Source organism: Sutcliffiella deserti (genome assembly GCF_020037475.1).
GTDB classification, from domain to species: domain Bacteria; phylum Bacillota; class Bacilli; order Bacillales; family Bacillaceae_I; genus Sutcliffiella_A; species Sutcliffiella_A deserti.
The window spans coordinates 210899-225245 of the sequence record NZ_JAIQDB010000004.1 but is presented as its reverse complement, the minus strand read 5'-3'; the positions used below and the strand labels follow the sequence as shown (position 1 = coordinate 225245).

The window sequence follows — 14347 nt, the reverse complement described above, 5'->3', positions numbered from 1 at the left end:
ACGGTTTGGTCCAGTTTGTACGTCGCAAAGCGGGCGCCTTCAGCATTTCGGTGTTGTCCAGCTTCAGCGGCTAGCTCCTCGAGTCATAAGTCCTTTCCCTCCCGAGGTCAAGAGCGACCTCTTGCGTGAAAGGCCTTATGCTTGTCGGAGCTGAACGAGCCGCTTCAGCATTTCGGTGTTGTCCAGCTTCAGCGGCTAGCTCCTCGAGTCATAAGTCCTTTCCCTCCAGAGGTCAAGAGCGACCTCTTGCGTGAAATGCCTTATGCTTATCGGAGCTGAACGAGCCGCTTCAGCATTTCGGTTAGTGTTGGTTTCTTTTTCTTGCTGCTTCTGGTGCTTCCATCTTTGTTGCCCCTGGGTAGGTTAGGGCTTGGTCTCGGTCTGATTCAGTTCGCTTTTCTTTTTTTAGTTTTCTTTCTTGTCTATCTTTTCCCATCATCATCACCTCAAAAATTAATTTCCTTTTTATTGTTCTCATGTTTTGTAAAAAGATACGGTTGATATGACTAACTTTTTGTCTTTTTAGACATAATGAGGGGAGAGAGGAAGGGATGGTAAGTGGTTTTTGAAGGACATTATTTTTATTTTTTAAGTTGGATTAGTTGGATTGTTGTGACGTTTTTCTTTCCGAAAAATTCACAACGTTTTCTTTTGTCAATTTTAATATTATCTATTATTGCTGGATCAAGTTCTTTTATAACAATAATAGGTTTCCAAATTAGTATTTCCTTTGTTATTCTTTTTCTTACTACTTTCGTATGTCTTGTGAAAGTATTAAAGGGGCAATACTTGCTGCAATACTTTTCCATTTGCACTATTTCGCTTGCCTATGTTTGTTTTAAGTTGTTCGAGATTTACGACCCTGTCTGGATTATTTTTAATCGTATATGGATGTTGTCTTTTATCCTCTTATATTTAGCTTTGCTATTATTTAAATCAAGAGAGGAACGCTATGTGTATCTTCTAACTGGGATTATGTTAGGTGAAATATTATCTAATTTTGTGCTAGATACAGTATTTCAGTATTCTTTAATTGGAGCTTTTGAATTTCTTGATGTATTAGCGATGTCAGTAGCAGGACTAACCTTGTGGATTAGTTTTGAAACTATCACTGTTTTCTTGGATTCCCTCATACAAAAGCGAGTAAAGGAGAAACAAGGATGAATGAATACACATACCCGATTCTTTTTGGCGTAATTATAGGTCTTGCTACAAGAATATACATGTTAAAAACAGATTATCGGCAGTATCCTACATATCTCCATGGAAAGATTATTCACCTTTCTCTTGCTTTTATAGCAGCTGGACTGGGTACCATAGCAGTTCCCGCCATAATGGAAGAAGAATTTGCGGCTATCACATTTTTGGCGCTTGCCGCATCTCAATTTCGGGATGTAAGGAATATGGAGAGAAACACCCTTACAGAATTGGACGGATATGACTTAGTACCTCGAGGAAGCACGTATATAGAAGGTATAGCCATTGCATTTGAGGGTAGAAATTACCTCGTTATGATTACTTCGTTCTTATCTACGATGGCCTATCTTGTAGCGAACTGGTGGGTAGGTCTGATAGTGGGGATTAGTGCCCTGTTCCTTTCACATCGACTAATGACAGGAGGACAGTTGAAGGATATAGTGGAGATAGAATATGTGAAGCCATACTTCAAGGGAGCGGGCTTGTATGTAGATAATATCTATATTATGAACATAGGACTACCTGAAAGGCAGAAGGAAGTGCTGAAATATGGAATGGGCTTTATTTTAACTCCGAAAAATTTTAATGCAAGAACCACTATAGCCAATCTCGGTCAAAGGCAGGCAATTCTTCATGACATGTCGACAGCTTTGGGGGTTTACCGGGACTCTGGGACTCCGGCTCTTGTACCATTAGCTAAAAGGGACCTTGATGATGGGAGGGTGGGGATATTTGTTCTCCCTCAGGAATCAGACATGGAAGTCGCACTTACTATATTAGGTCAAGTTCCTACATTGGAGAATGCAATTAGAATGCCAACAAAAAATTTAAAAAAGAAGGTGAAATAGCATGGAATTGAGTAAATATATTCTGGCTGTTATCACAACCGATTCCTCTAAAATAACTGGAGGTGCCCCAATTTTCACTTGTAAGACTAAAGAAGAAATGGAATTCGTTGCTGCAAATTTGGAAGCGATCCTTGATGGAATTGCACATGGTTTAGGGGAAGAATTATATGTGATTGTAAAGCATTAAGGCGAAAGTATGGTTATAGGAGAAAAAGTCAGACTTCCTTATTAGTTTTAATAATGTTAAACTTATCTAGTTAGGCCCTTCTAATTTATGAAGGGTTTCTTTTATTAAGGTTAAGGTTGTGTTAACGTCGTTAGATTCGCGCAGCAGCCGAGAAGCTACACACATGGCGGTGCTAGGGCAAGACTGGGCTTGCTTCCAAGGGTCTCCTACCTACTGCTTTTCCGTCGAGTCTACGCGTTTTGCTCCAAGCTTCAATAGGAAAAGCACTATCATAACACTCATCTTTAATAGAGCAAAGTATAACAAATAGCATTAACTTTTTTTATTTTTGTAAAGACTAATAAAAATCAACGATAAGTAGAGTTTCTTCATCGGAATGATAAAGAATTTTTACATATACTTTTAGAAATTGGGAGGTTGTTTTTGATGCCAAAACCAACTGTTGCAATAGTCGGTAGACCAAATGTAGGAAAATCTACAATATTCAATCGAATAGTAGGAGAAAGAATTTCCATTGTGGAAGATGTTCCGGGTGTAACGAGAGATCGTATCTATAGTTCAGGTGAATGGTTAAATCAATATTTTAATATTATTGATACTGGTGGTATCGAGATTAGTGATGCTCCGTTCATGACGCAAATACGAGAACAGGCTGAAATAGCTATAAACGAAGCCGATGTTATTATTTTTCTGACTAATGGTCGTGAAGGGGTAACTACAGCTGATGAAGAAGTTGCAAAGATTTTATATCGTTCCAAGAAGCCGGTTGTAGTTGCTGTTAATAAAATCGACAATCCGGATATGAGAGATACCCTTTATGATTTTTATGCACTAGGATTCGGAGAGCCAGTTCCTATTTCCGGTTCCCATGGCTTAGGAATAGGGGATCTATTGGACCTTGTTATTCATAATTTTCCTAATAAAGAGGAAGTGGAATATGATGAGGACACTATTAAGTTTTCCTTGATAGGCCGTCCAAATGTCGGAAAATCTTCTCTAGTAAATGCCTTGCTAGGAGAGGATCGTGTTATTGTAAGTGACATTGCTGGTACGACTCGTGATGCCATTGATACTCCTTATAAATACGATGAAAAAGAATATGTGATAATCGACACTGCAGGTATGCGTAAAAAGGGTAAAGTGTACGAAACCACGGAGAAATATAGCGTATTGCGAGCATTGCGAGCGATTGAGCGATCAGATGTTTCCTTAATTGTAATTGATGGGGAAGAAGGCATTATTGAACAGGATAAAAAAATTGCTGGCTATGCTCATGAAGCTGGACGTGCAATTGTTATTGTGGTAAATAAGTGGGATGTTGTGGATAAAGACGATAAAACAATGAAAACGTTTGAGCGAAAAATAAAAGACCATTTCTTGTTCTTAGACTACGCACCAGTTGTTTTTCTATCTGCCAAAACCAAAAAACGTGTCCACACGCTACTTCCTAAAATAGATCTAGCAAGCGAAAATCACTCCATGCGGGTGGTGACCACGGTATTGAATGATGTTATTATGGATGCAGTAGCAATGAATCCGACGCCGACCGATAAAGGCCAAAGATTGAAAATTTACTATGCTACACAGGTAGCAGTTAAGCCACCGACATTTGTTATTTTTGTAAACGATCCGGAGTTAATGCATTTCTCTTACAAGCGATTCTTAGAGAACCGAATTCGTGATGCTTTTGGTTTTGAAGGAACACCTATCAGACTGATTGCACGTCCACGGAAGTAAAAGGAGAGGGAGTGATCTGGTGAAGAAGGTAGCTGTTCTTGGGGCTGGAAGTTGGGGTACCGCTTTGGCTATGGTGTTAGCAGATAACGGACATGAAGTTCGTCTTTGGGGACACAAAAAAGATCAGATTGATGAAATTAACGTAAATCATACAAACAACAAATATTTAAAAGATATTATATTATCAGATTCCATTGTTGGATTTTCCTCGATGCAAGAGTCTGTCGCGAATGTAGATGCAATTATACTTGCGGTTCCAACAAAAGCGATGAGAGAAGTCTGTCAGGACGTGAAGCAATATATCGATACCCCTCATCTTTTCGTACATGTAAGTAAGGGAATTGAACCTGATACCCATTTACGTGTGTCAGAAGTGATAGAAGAGGAGTTGCCGGCAAATCTTCGAGAAGCGGTAGTGGTCCTATCCGGACCAAGTCATGCCGAAGAAGTAAGCAAAAAACAGCCTACCACGGTCACGGCGGCTTCGACTAGCTTAGAGGCGGCCGAAAAAGTACAGGACTTGTTTATTAATCAACATTTCCGTGTGTACACGAATAGTGACGTAGTTGGTGTAGAGATTGGCGGCTCACTTAAAAATATTATTGCACTTGCTGCAGGGATCACCGATGGACTCGGATATGGAGATAATGCTAAGGCAGCGCTTATAACAAGGGGGCTTGCTGAGATTGCAAGACTTGGTAGCCGCTTGGGAGCTAATCCGTTAACATTCCTTGGTTTGACTGGTATGGGTGATCTGATTGTTACATGCACAAGTGTTCATAGTAGAAATTGGAGAGCAGGAAATATGCTAGGGAAAGGCATGAAGCTTGAAGAAGTTCTAGAAAATATGGGCATGGTGGTAGAAGGTGTTCGGACAACAAAAGCCGCTTACCAGCTATCACAAAAGCTTCAAGTGAAGATGCCTTTAACGTCATCACTATATCATGTTTTATTTGATCATGTGAATCCAAAAGATGCTGTGGACGAATTAATGAACCGTAACAAAACAACAGAACTTGATGACCTCGCTCAATTATTGGGTGATCGCTTCTCTTCTTAAAGAAGAGGAGTTTTTTGCATTGGCGGAACCGTTTATGTCGTGCTCTTTTCATTTGGTTGTTTTCGCAAAGATTGTTGCTATTGTGTAGTTTGTTTTAGCCTAGGGAGTTTTTAGGTTAACTTTTAAAGGCAGATGAATCTCAGGAGTTAGTAGATACATTTGGAAGTTGGTAAATGAAAATTGAAAGTTGTTAGATGAATTTTAAAATGTGTTAGAAGAATTTCAAAAGTTGTTAGATAAATCTCGAAAGTTGTTAGATGATAGACAAATAATTGTTAGATGAAACCACAAATTTTGTCAGATTGACTAAAAAATTTCCCCATCTATCGAATTTTGACCAAAAATAAGCCTATAATCTGAAAATATTAGCTATAATTCTCATAACCACGAGCATGTTTGACCTAAATGGGAAAAAATAGACGTCCTCCCCAATTATTCGGGGCAGACACCTATCTAAAAAAGGCAATTTTACTTTTTATTAAGTCTGTTTTCGCATCGGTTGTTGCTTTTACGTTAGCAGGTCCCTCTCGTTGCTGTCGTGTTCTTTTTCTTTTAAATTTAGAAATTACATTTAATCTTGAATGGATCGTACAGTAAAAAATCCAATTGTCGATTTTTTACGGGCCAATAGAACAATCTTTAAGAAAAGAGCCTAAACTAACACCAACAAATTATTTTTGCATATGTTATAAAGAAGAATCTATGGAAGGGTGCTTCGGTATTTTTAACAAGAATCCATAATTTCTACAAGCTTTATTTATAATAAATAGGCATTTGGCGATGCATACAAGTAAATGCCGCATATGATGAGAATGAGAATATCACTGTTTGAGCTGTGGGATTGGGATATTTAGTCTTTGTATAAGCTGAAGTTAAACGGCCCCGTTTACTTCAGCTTTTTTTTGTTTGGTTCTGTCAAGCCTCACTGTTGATTACCGCAAAAGATGGAAAGACTGTGGAGGGGGCCAATATTTAAGGCTCTGTTAGTGTCAAATGTTGAAAATAACGCTATCCAGCAATGATTGGAGTAAAATACGGAGGACAAGAACTGGGAGACCCCGTTGGCTTGCCGAGAAGGCTCCAGCACCGCCCTGTGAACGCGTAGCCTTTAGCGGAAATCAACAGCAGCGTTTAACAAAGCTATTTTTAAAAATCTTAATTTTGTCCATATTGTGACTTGTACCGTCACAGGCTTTGTCTTACTTTCTATGGAGTTTTTTTTCACGGTTATTATGTGCTATAATATTTGACGGAAAAGGAGAGATGAGAATGTCACCTGCACTCATGAAAATGTGGATTTCTTTTGTAGCGATGGGCTTTATGATTATATCGGTACTAACTGTTTATTTTACTAGATTTAAAGTAAAAAATAATATCTTAAGATTAATATTAAATGCGATAGCGTTCTTATTAATTGTACTAGCTGGACTAATCATCTTTTTTGTCGTATTTAGTGGACCGGTACCAGAATAACTGCAAAATCAAGGCTCTCTTCATAAGTCTCTTTTCGGAAAGATTGTTGCTATAAGCCCATAAAAAATCGGTAATTGGATTTTTTATGTCCTACGCACACAAAATTAAGAGTTACTTTTTAAGTTAAACAGGAAAAGAGCACGACAGCAACGATTTAACGGGTTGTACCAACGACAATTAGTGCGAAACAGCCAAAATTGAAGAAATCAGTGAAAAGGATGGAGAATTTTATGAGATTTAATAGGTTCATCCTCCTAATGGGTATAACTGCAATTGGCATGTTACTTACAGGTTGCATGTATCCACAGGATCGTTTAAAAGAAAATCAAGTTCCCTATCTCGATCAACTAGAAGCAGTTCAATCCTCAGTAGATCAGTTTCAGGAAGCGAGTGGTGGACTGCTTCCAATAAAAGAAAGAGATATGGATACACCAATCTATCAGAAATACCCGATTGATTTTAATAAGTTGTCTCCTAGGTATCTTCAAGAACCGCCTGGAACTGCATATGAAAGTGGCGGCGTTTATTATTATGTTCTAGTGGATGTGGAAGAAAATCCTACAGTCAAACTAATAGACCTGAGAATTGCAGAAGAAATCCGAGAGTTGAATACGAGAATATCTGTTTATAAAGGTTCCAAAGGGTTTGCCCCGATAAAAGAAGTAATAAATAACCATGCGTTTAGGGTGGATTGGGAGAAACTCGGATACGACGAGGAGCCTTATGCTCAAAGTCCTTATTCTGATAAAAATCTTCCATACATTTTAAATGATCAAGGTGAAGTGATGGTTGACTACTCTATGGATATTTATGAGTTCTTGCAAAATAATGAACATAGTTTTAAACAAGGCGATGATGTTCGTGAAATATTGGTAAAAAACTCTGTGTTTGTACCAGCGTATTCATTACCTTACACGTTAGATGATAACAATGAACCTATAATTTCAAAAATTGACTAATAATTTGTCATGAACCCTTTTTTAGAGAATACATTCTAAAGAAGGGTTTTTTATTTGAGATTTTCATTCATTTTCAAACCCTCCACTGAAAATCGCTAACAATATTTTTGTCTAAATAAAACGAAGCAGGGATTTATTTTCTAAAAGTAGTCATATTTAATTAGGACAACATCATACACATATAGTGTCATAGATTAGAATCTTACTAGAAAATGAATATCCCAAGATAAATGTCGGGAGGGAATCACTTGGAAAAAGTAGATATTTTCAAAGATATCGCTGAACGTACAGGCGGCGATATATACTTAGGTGTAGTAGGCGCTGTTCGTACAGGGAAATCAACATTCATTAAGCGATTCATGGAGCTAGTGGTTCTGCCGAATATCGGTAATGAAGCGGATAAAGCAAGAGCGCAAGATGAACTTCCGCAAAGTGCAGCAGGAAGAACCATCATGACAACAGAGCCAAAATTTGTTCCTAATCAGGCGGTAAAGGTTAGAGTGGATGAAGGCCTTGATGTAAATATTCGTCTGGTAGACTGTGTAGGTTATACAGTTCCAGGTGCCAAAGGGTATGAAGATGAAAATGGACCAAGGATGATCAATACCCCTTGGTTTGAAGAACCAATCCCATTTCATGAAGCGGCTGAAATTGGAACAAGAAAAGTTATTCAGGAGCATTCTACGATAGGAGTAGTTATCGCGACAGATGGTTCGATAGGTGAAATTCCACGCAGAGATTATATCGAAGCGGAGGAAAGAGTAGTAGAAGAGCTTAAAGAAGTCGGCAAACCGTTTATTATGGTCATCAATACTGTTCAACCACATCACCCGGATACAGAATCACTAAAAAGAGAGCTTAGTGAAAAGTATGATATTCCTGTCGTTGCTATGAGTGTAGAGAGCATGAGGGAGTCAGATGTATATAGTGTGTTACGTGAAGCGTTATTTGAATTCCCTGTTCTTGAAGTAAATGTTAATCTACCTAGCTGGGTGATGGTCTTGAAAGAAAATCACTGGCTACGTGAAAGCTATCAAGAAGCTGTGAAGGATACGGTAAAGGATATTAAAAGATTACGTGACGTGGACAGGGTGGTAGGACAATTCAGTGAATATGAATTTATCGATCGAGCGGGTTTAGCTGGTATTGAAATGGGTCAGGGAATTGCTGAAATTGACCTATATGCTCCAGATGATTTATATGATCATATTCTTAAAGAAGTAGTAGGGGTAGAAATAAGAGGGAAAGATCATCTATTGCAATTAATGCAAGATTTTGCTTATGCAAAAGCTGAGTATGATCAAGTATCTGATGCATTAAAAATGGTAAAGCAAACAGGCTATGGTATAGCTTCTCCTGCTCTAAGTGACATGAGTCTAGAAGAACCGGAAATTATTCGACAAGGCTCAAGATTTGGTGTCAGGCTAAAGGCAGTCGCCCCGTCTATTCATATGATTAAAGTAGACGTGGAATCAGAGTTCGCTCCGATCATCGGAACGGAAAAACAAAGCGAAGAACTTGTCCGTTACTTGATGCAGGATTTCGAGGATGATCCGCTTTCAATCTGGAATTCTGATATCTTTGGACGTTCCCTGAGCTCCATAGTGCGAGAAGGCATCCACGCAAAAATATCGCTAATGCCTGAAAATGCCAGATATAAACTAAAAGAAACCTTGGAGAGAATTATAAATGAAGGCTCTGGCGGTTTAATTGCCATCATTCTATAATAATATAGAATGGGGCTTCTAGTTATAAAATCTTTAAAAACTTATTTATTAAGATTTTGATGAAATTTGTCATAGAGGTTTGTCAGCTTCCCGAATGTGGTATCATACACAAATGGGGAGCTTGTTTTTGTGTTATGGGGGATATGGCTTGATTAGCGGGATTTCATATGTTAATCTACTAACAGAATCTTTCCAGAAAAACTTCTCTAAAATGGTGAATAATTCCTTTAAATTCACTTTTTTGTGAGAAATTTGTTGAAATCTAGTGAACAATGGTTTAATATAAGCCTTGTTACAAGATTTACCGTGCTTGGATGTATATAATTCCAGGAAACTGTGAAGTAATGTTAGTACTTAGGCTTTTACTAGGCCAAATCTTTCTTTTGGTCTAATATAGTGATAAACTCCTTTGGGAGGAGGTGAATGGCATGAACAAGACAGATTTAATCAATGCAGTTGCTGAAGCTAGTGAACTTTCTAAAAAAGACGCTACGAAAGCAGTTGATGCTGTTTTCGATACAATTCAAGAAGCACTTAAAAACGGTGACAAAGTACAGTTAATCGGATTTGGTAACTTTGAAGTACGTGAGCGCGCAGCACGTAAAGGTCGTAACCCACAAACTGGGGAAGAGATCGAAATCGCTGCAAGCAAAGTACCAGCTTTCAAACCTGGTAAAGCACTTAAGGATGCTGTTAAATAATTAACAGCTACATAGTCAAATGAACAAAATCATTGAGAGGCGCATGTTTTGCGTCTCTTTCTTTTTGCTTTATTTAAAAAACTTATGCTAGAATCACATTATAGTTATATGTAGTTATGTAGGAGGAAAATAGAGATGACACAGATAAATACAGTACAAATCGAACAAGCAGTCCGTATGATACTTGAAGCGATTGGGGAAGATCCGAATCGCGAAGGTTTATTAGACACACCAAAACGAGTTGCAAAAATGTATTCAGAAGTTTTTTCGGGGTTGAACGAAGACCCGAAGGAACATTTCAAAACTATATTTGGTGAGGCGCATGAAGAACTTGTTCTGATTAAGGACATTACCTTTTTCTCCATGTGTGAACACCATTTAGTTCCTTTTTTCGGAAAAGCACATGTAGCATACATTCCAAAAGGCGGAAAGGTAACAGGGCTGAGTAAACTGGCTCGCGCGGTGGAGGCTGTGGCGAAACGTCCTCAGCTACAAGAAAGAATTACGTCAACTATTGCAGACTCCATGGTAGAATCGCTAGAGCCGCATGGTGTCATGGTGGTTGTGGAAGCAGAACATATGTGTATGACCATGCGAGGAGTTAAAAAGCCAGGTGCACTTACCATTACATCTGCTGTGCGAGGAGTTTTAGAAAAAGATCCAGCAGCAAGGGCAGAAGTGTTATCGTTAATTAGAAGCTAGAAATATTTAGTGAAAGCGGAGGGTTAGCATGAGTAAAACAAATTCAAGTGAATTTATTGTCATCAAAGCCAAAGAAGATGGAGTAAGCGTTATCGGGTTAACACGTGGAACGGACACTCGCTTTCATCACTCTGAAAAGTTGGACAAAGGTGAAATAATGATTGCGCAATTCACAGAACATACCTCAGCCATCAAAATTAGAGGAAAAGCACTTGTCCAATCTGCACACGGCGAAATGGACACAGAATAAAGATCATATTAAACATTCATAAGGCGGTTTCAGTAAGAGGTCGTTCTATGGCACCTTACTGAAACCGCCTTATGTCTCGAGGAGATAGTGACTGAGCTAGTCAACTAAAAACTGCTCAGACAAGCACAACCACCTTTCCTTCAACACATTCCTTTTCACGATAGGTATAGTAAAGTGGTTTTAATAACTTAAACAGGTTAAACTAAGAAAAGAAAGTCATTTTCGACAACATGCCTCACTAATGTGCTATAATTAGCTTTGTCTATTTAAAGGAACATGTTATACGAAAGTCTATTCATTTAGTAAGCTTAGTCAAGTAGTGAATCTTGATTGTATACAAACTCGAAGTATAGCCTTTCATATAAAGTTAGAAAAGGGAACAAGGGTGATCTTTAGTGAGTCATATTCAAATACATATATCTTCCATAAAAGAACAATTACTTGAAATAATTTCACATCCATATCTAATGAAACATATTGAATTTCCGGTAATTGATGAGGACAAACTTCTACTTCTTTATTCGGCGCTAGAACCCATCGAATTATCAAATGAAAAAAAAGAACAATATATTCTCTCAACCATGCTTGTGCAAATCGCCCTTGATACACACGACTTGGTCACTAATGCCAAACTCGATAAAATGAAAACTGATAATAGTAAAAATCGTCAACTTACTGTATTGGCTGGTGACTACTATAGCGGCTTGCATTATCGTCTTTTGGCTTATGTAGATGATATTAAAATGATCAAAACACTTGCCAATTCTATTAAGCAGGTTAACGAGCACAAGATTGCTTATTACCAAAAAGACTTTGATGGAATGGATAATTTAATGGATAGTATTGGAAAAATAGAATCATCACTCGTTTATTCGGTGTCCCAATTCTTTTCTGACTCTACTTTTAAAGAACTGACAGTCAATTTTTTATTATTAAAGCGCTTGATCTCTGAGCGAAAAAAATTCAGTGTTCACAAATCCTCTTTTTTGTTTGACGCGCTGACTATAATTTCATTTTCGAAAAGCCAGTTGGGGAAATTAGAACCATCGTTGGATCAAGAAAAGCATATGCTATTTTTGATAGATCGTTATATTGAACATATAAGGAAAACGATAGATCAATTAGCAACGTCCGTTCCGAACATGAATGAATTATTAAAAACTCGGATTCAAGAATTATTATATGAGGTCTCATTTACAACTAATACGTTTGTGGAAGAAGGGTAAAAACAATGCAGCATCCATCAAAAGAGGAAAAGGTTCATGGAGTTTTTGAAAAGATATATAAAAACTATGACAAAATGAACTCTGTTATTAGTTTCCAAAGACATGTTGCCTGGAGAAAAGACACTATGAAGCGAATGGCAGTTCAAAAAGGTGCTACAGCTTTGGATGTTTGTTGTGGAACAGGAGACTGGACAATTTCGATGGCAGAGGCTGTTGGTGTTAATGGAAAAGTCATTGGATTAGATTTCAGTGAAAACATGCTTTCGATTGGAAAAGAGAAAGTGAAAAAATTATCATTGGAAAATCTAGAACTCATTCATGGAAATGCTATGGCCCTACCTTTTGAAGATAATACTTTTGATTATGTAACGATAGGGTTCGGACTCCGTAATGTACCAGATTATTTTCAAGTATTAAAGGAAATGTACCGAGTGGTTAAACCTGGCGGAAAAGTAGTTTGCTTGGAAACATCACAACCAACCCTAATTGGGTTTCGACAAATGTACTTTCTATATTTTCAATATGTAATGCCGATGCTAGGGAAAGTTTTCGCTAAAAGCTATAATGAGTATGCCTGGCTACATGAATCTGCAAAAGATTTCCCAGGGATGAAAGAATTAAAAGAAATGTATGAAAAGGTAGGTTTCCAACCCGTTCAGGTGAAGCCGTACACAGGCGGAGTTGCTGCCATGCATTTAGGAATAAAGCCTCGAAAATAGTTTGTAAAGGTGACCTACATGAAATTAAAGATGATGTATTCTTTTTTAAATACCGACTTACAAGTAATTGAAGATGAATTAGAGAAAACCATCCAGTCGGAGCGTGCTCTTCTGCAGGAAGCCTCTATGCATTTATTGCAAGCAGGCGGAAAGCGTATCAGACCGGTGTTTGTTCTATTAGCAGCAAAGTTTGGAGAATATGACATCCATAAGATTAAATACATAGCCGTGTCATTGGAATTGATTCATATGGCCTCACTCGTACATGATGATGTAATAGATGACGCAGAACTGAGACGTGGCAGGCAAACCATTAAAGCAAAATGGGATAACCGGATTGCCATGTATACAGGAGATTATATCTTTGCCAGATCATTGGAGCTTATGACGATGGTAGAAAACATTGAAGCGCACAAAATTTTGTCTAATACCATTGTTGAGTTAAGTAAGGGTGAGATCGAGCAAATACGCGACAAGTATGACTATGATCAAAATTTACGAATTTACCTTAGAAGAATCAAACGAAAAACGGCTCTTTTGATTGCTGCCAGCTGTCAATTAGGTGCGGTTTCAGCAAATGCGCCGGAAACAATCCATAAAAGTCTGTTTTGGTTTGGATATTATGTCGGCATGTCTTTTCAGATTACAGATGATATACTTGATTTTACTGGAACAGAAGAACAATTAGGAAAACCGGCTGGTGGTGACTTGTGGCAAGGTAACATAACACTGCCTGTCCTCTATGCTATGGAAAATCCTCATTTGAATGAAAAGATAAGACGTATTCACGAGCGTAGTTCAACAGATGAAATAAGAGAAGTAATAGAACTTATTAAAATTTCTGGTGCGATAGAACGTTCCATCCTATTAAGCGATCGTTATTTGGATAAAGCATTTAAAGAACTTGATAAGCTCCCAAATGGAATTGCTAAACGAACCTTTAACAATGTAGCAAAATTTATTGGCAAAAGGAAGTATTAAGATAATTCACCATCTTTTGAGTTGCGAAACTAGGGAAACCATGATATATTTTGGTAGGTTAGGGCAAAGTCCTAACCTTACATATTCTTTAATGGGGTGGAGAAATTATTATGGAAAAAACATTCTTAATGGTAAAACCTGATGGTGTACAACGTAACCTTATTGGGGAAATCGTTTCTCGTTTTGAAAAAAAAGGATTCCAACTTGTTGGAGCTAAGTTAATGCAAATTCCTGCTGAATTGGCACAAGAGCATTATGGTGAACACAAAGAGCGTCCATTCTTTGGTGAACTAGTAGACTTTATTACTTCTGGTCCTGTATTTGCAATGGTATGGCAAGGTGAAAATGTTATTGCAACAGCTCGCCAAATGATGGGTGCTACCAATCCGAAAGATGCTGCGCCTGGTACACTTCGTGGAGAATTTGGAGTAACTGTAGGCAAAAATATCATTCATGGATCTGACTCACCTGAAAGTGCAGAACGTGAAATAGGTCTTTTCTTTAATGGAGAAGGATTAATAGAATACAATAAAGACGTTAATAATTGGGTTTATTAATTTTGTAACCGCTTAACTGTATT

General features: G+C 37.9%; 16 protein-coding genes. 15 read left to right on the top strand and 1 reads right to left on the bottom strand.

The window, feature by feature from the left end; genetic code table 11:
- Positions 1 to 301: 301 nt before the first annotated feature.
- A complete protein-coding gene (locus tag K9B36_RS10780; RefSeq protein ID WP_223702062.1) occupies positions 302 to 436 on the bottom strand; it encodes a YpzI family protein in 135 nt (44 codons plus the stop codon).
- 122 nt (positions 437 to 558) lie between these two features.
- On the opposite strand from K9B36_RS10780, the gene K9B36_RS10775 reads away from it, so the two are divergent.
- The 15 genes from K9B36_RS10775 (at position 559) to ndk (ending at position 14324) form a co-directional block, all read left to right on the top strand.
- Positions 559 to 1164, top strand: coding sequence for a YphA family membrane protein (locus tag K9B36_RS10775; RefSeq protein WP_223702061.1), 606 nt, complete (start codon positions 559 to 561; stop codon positions 1162 to 1164).
- A complete protein-coding gene (locus tag K9B36_RS10770) occupies positions 1161 to 2045 on the top strand; it encodes a YIEGIA family protein (protein ID WP_223702060.1) in 885 nt (294 codons plus the stop codon). The genes K9B36_RS10775 and K9B36_RS10770 overlap by 4 nt, the downstream gene beginning before the upstream one ends.
- Position 2046: 1 nt before the next feature.
- Positions 2047 to 2232: a capping complex subunit for YIEGIA gene (locus tag K9B36_RS10765; protein WP_223702059.1), complete on the top strand. Its 186-nt coding sequence runs from the start codon at positions 2047 to 2049 to the stop codon at positions 2230 to 2232.
- Positions 2233 to 2658: 426 nt separating this feature from the next.
- A complete protein-coding gene (gene der, locus K9B36_RS10760; RefSeq protein ID WP_223702058.1) occupies positions 2659 to 3969 on the top strand; it encodes a ribosome biogenesis GTPase Der in 1311 nt (436 codons plus the stop codon).
- A gap of 19 nt (positions 3970 to 3988) precedes the next feature.
- Positions 3989 to 5029 (top strand): NAD(P)H-dependent glycerol-3-phosphate dehydrogenase, encoded by a 1041-nt coding sequence (locus K9B36_RS10755; protein WP_223702057.1) that lies wholly within the window; start codon positions 3989 to 3991, stop codon positions 5027 to 5029.
- 1269 nt (positions 5030 to 6298) lie between these two features.
- Positions 6299 to 6502: a DUF2768 domain-containing protein gene (locus K9B36_RS10750; protein ID WP_223702056.1), complete on the top strand. Its 204-nt coding sequence runs from the start codon at positions 6299 to 6301 to the stop codon at positions 6500 to 6502.
- 230 nt (positions 6503 to 6732) lie between these two features.
- On the top strand, positions 6733 to 7461 hold the full coding sequence (locus K9B36_RS10745; protein ID WP_223702055.1) for a hypothetical protein: 729 nt from the start codon (positions 6733 to 6735) through the stop codon (positions 7459 to 7461).
- Between the two features lie 248 nt (positions 7462 to 7709).
- A complete protein-coding gene (spoIVA, locus tag K9B36_RS10740) occupies positions 7710 to 9188 on the top strand; it encodes a stage IV sporulation protein A (RefSeq protein WP_223702054.1) in 1479 nt (492 codons plus the stop codon).
- Positions 9189 to 9616: 428 nt separating this feature from the next.
- Positions 9617 to 9889, top strand: coding sequence for an HU family DNA-binding protein (locus K9B36_RS10735; RefSeq protein WP_223702053.1), 273 nt, complete (start codon positions 9617 to 9619; stop codon positions 9887 to 9889).
- Between the two features lie 135 nt (positions 9890 to 10024).
- Positions 10025 to 10591: a GTP cyclohydrolase I FolE gene (gene folE, locus K9B36_RS10730; RefSeq protein ID WP_223702052.1), complete on the top strand. Its 567-nt coding sequence runs from the start codon at positions 10025 to 10027 to the stop codon at positions 10589 to 10591.
- A 28-nt stretch (positions 10592 to 10619) separates the two neighbouring features.
- Positions 10620 to 10841: a trp RNA-binding attenuation protein MtrB gene (gene mtrB, locus K9B36_RS10725; protein ID WP_223702051.1), complete on the top strand. Its 222-nt coding sequence runs from the start codon at positions 10620 to 10622 to the stop codon at positions 10839 to 10841.
- Between the two features lie 395 nt (positions 10842 to 11236).
- Positions 11237 to 12067 (top strand): heptaprenyl diphosphate synthase component 1, encoded by an 831-nt coding sequence (locus K9B36_RS10720; protein WP_223702050.1) that lies wholly within the window; start codon positions 11237 to 11239, stop codon positions 12065 to 12067.
- A gap of 5 nt (positions 12068 to 12072) precedes the next feature.
- The gene (locus tag K9B36_RS10715; protein ID WP_223702049.1) at positions 12073 to 12786 is read left to right on the top strand and encodes a demethylmenaquinone methyltransferase; all 714 of its coding nucleotides are present in this window, start codon (positions 12073 to 12075) and stop codon (positions 12784 to 12786) included.
- A gap of 18 nt (positions 12787 to 12804) precedes the next feature.
- A complete protein-coding gene (gene hepT / locus K9B36_RS10710; protein WP_223702048.1) occupies positions 12805 to 13767 on the top strand; it encodes a heptaprenyl diphosphate synthase component II in 963 nt (320 codons plus the stop codon).
- A 110-nt stretch (positions 13768 to 13877) separates the two neighbouring features.
- Positions 13878 to 14324, top strand: coding sequence for a nucleoside-diphosphate kinase (ndk, locus tag K9B36_RS10705; RefSeq protein WP_223702047.1), 447 nt, complete (start codon positions 13878 to 13880; stop codon positions 14322 to 14324).
- The last annotated feature ends 23 nt before the right edge of the window (positions 14325 to 14347 follow it).

Coding starts and splice junctions, on each gene's coding strand:
- K9B36_RS10770 (WP_223702060.1), top strand. CDS start 1,161: ATGAATGAATACACATACCCGATTCTTTTTGGCGTAATTATAGGTCTT.
- K9B36_RS10715 (WP_223702049.1), top strand. CDS start 12,073: ATGCAGCATCCATCAAAAGAGGAAAAGGTTCATGGAGTTTTTGAAAAG.
- K9B36_RS10745 (WP_223702055.1), top strand. CDS start 6,733: ATGAGATTTAATAGGTTCATCCTCCTAATGGGTATAACTGCAATTGGC.
- K9B36_RS10765 (WP_223702059.1), top strand. CDS start 2,047: ATGGAATTGAGTAAATATATTCTGGCTGTTATCACAACCGATTCCTCT.
- K9B36_RS10780 (WP_223702062.1), bottom strand. CDS start 436: ATGGGAAAAGATAGACAAGAAAGAAAACTAAAAAAAGAAAAGCGAACT.
- hepT (WP_223702048.1), top strand. CDS start 12,805: ATGAAATTAAAGATGATGTATTCTTTTTTAAATACCGACTTACAAGTA.
- K9B36_RS10750 (WP_223702056.1), top strand. CDS start 6,299: ATGTCACCTGCACTCATGAAAATGTGGATTTCTTTTGTAGCGATGGGC.
- ndk (WP_223702047.1), top strand. CDS start 13,878: ATGGAAAAAACATTCTTAATGGTAAAACCTGATGGTGTACAACGTAAC.
- der (WP_223702058.1), top strand. CDS start 2,659: ATGCCAAAACCAACTGTTGCAATAGTCGGTAGACCAAATGTAGGAAAA.
- mtrB (WP_223702051.1), top strand. CDS start 10,620: ATGAGTAAAACAAATTCAAGTGAATTTATTGTCATCAAAGCCAAAGAA.
- K9B36_RS10735 (WP_223702053.1), top strand. CDS start 9,617: ATGAACAAGACAGATTTAATCAATGCAGTTGCTGAAGCTAGTGAACTT.
- folE (WP_223702052.1), top strand. CDS start 10,025: ATGACACAGATAAATACAGTACAAATCGAACAAGCAGTCCGTATGATA.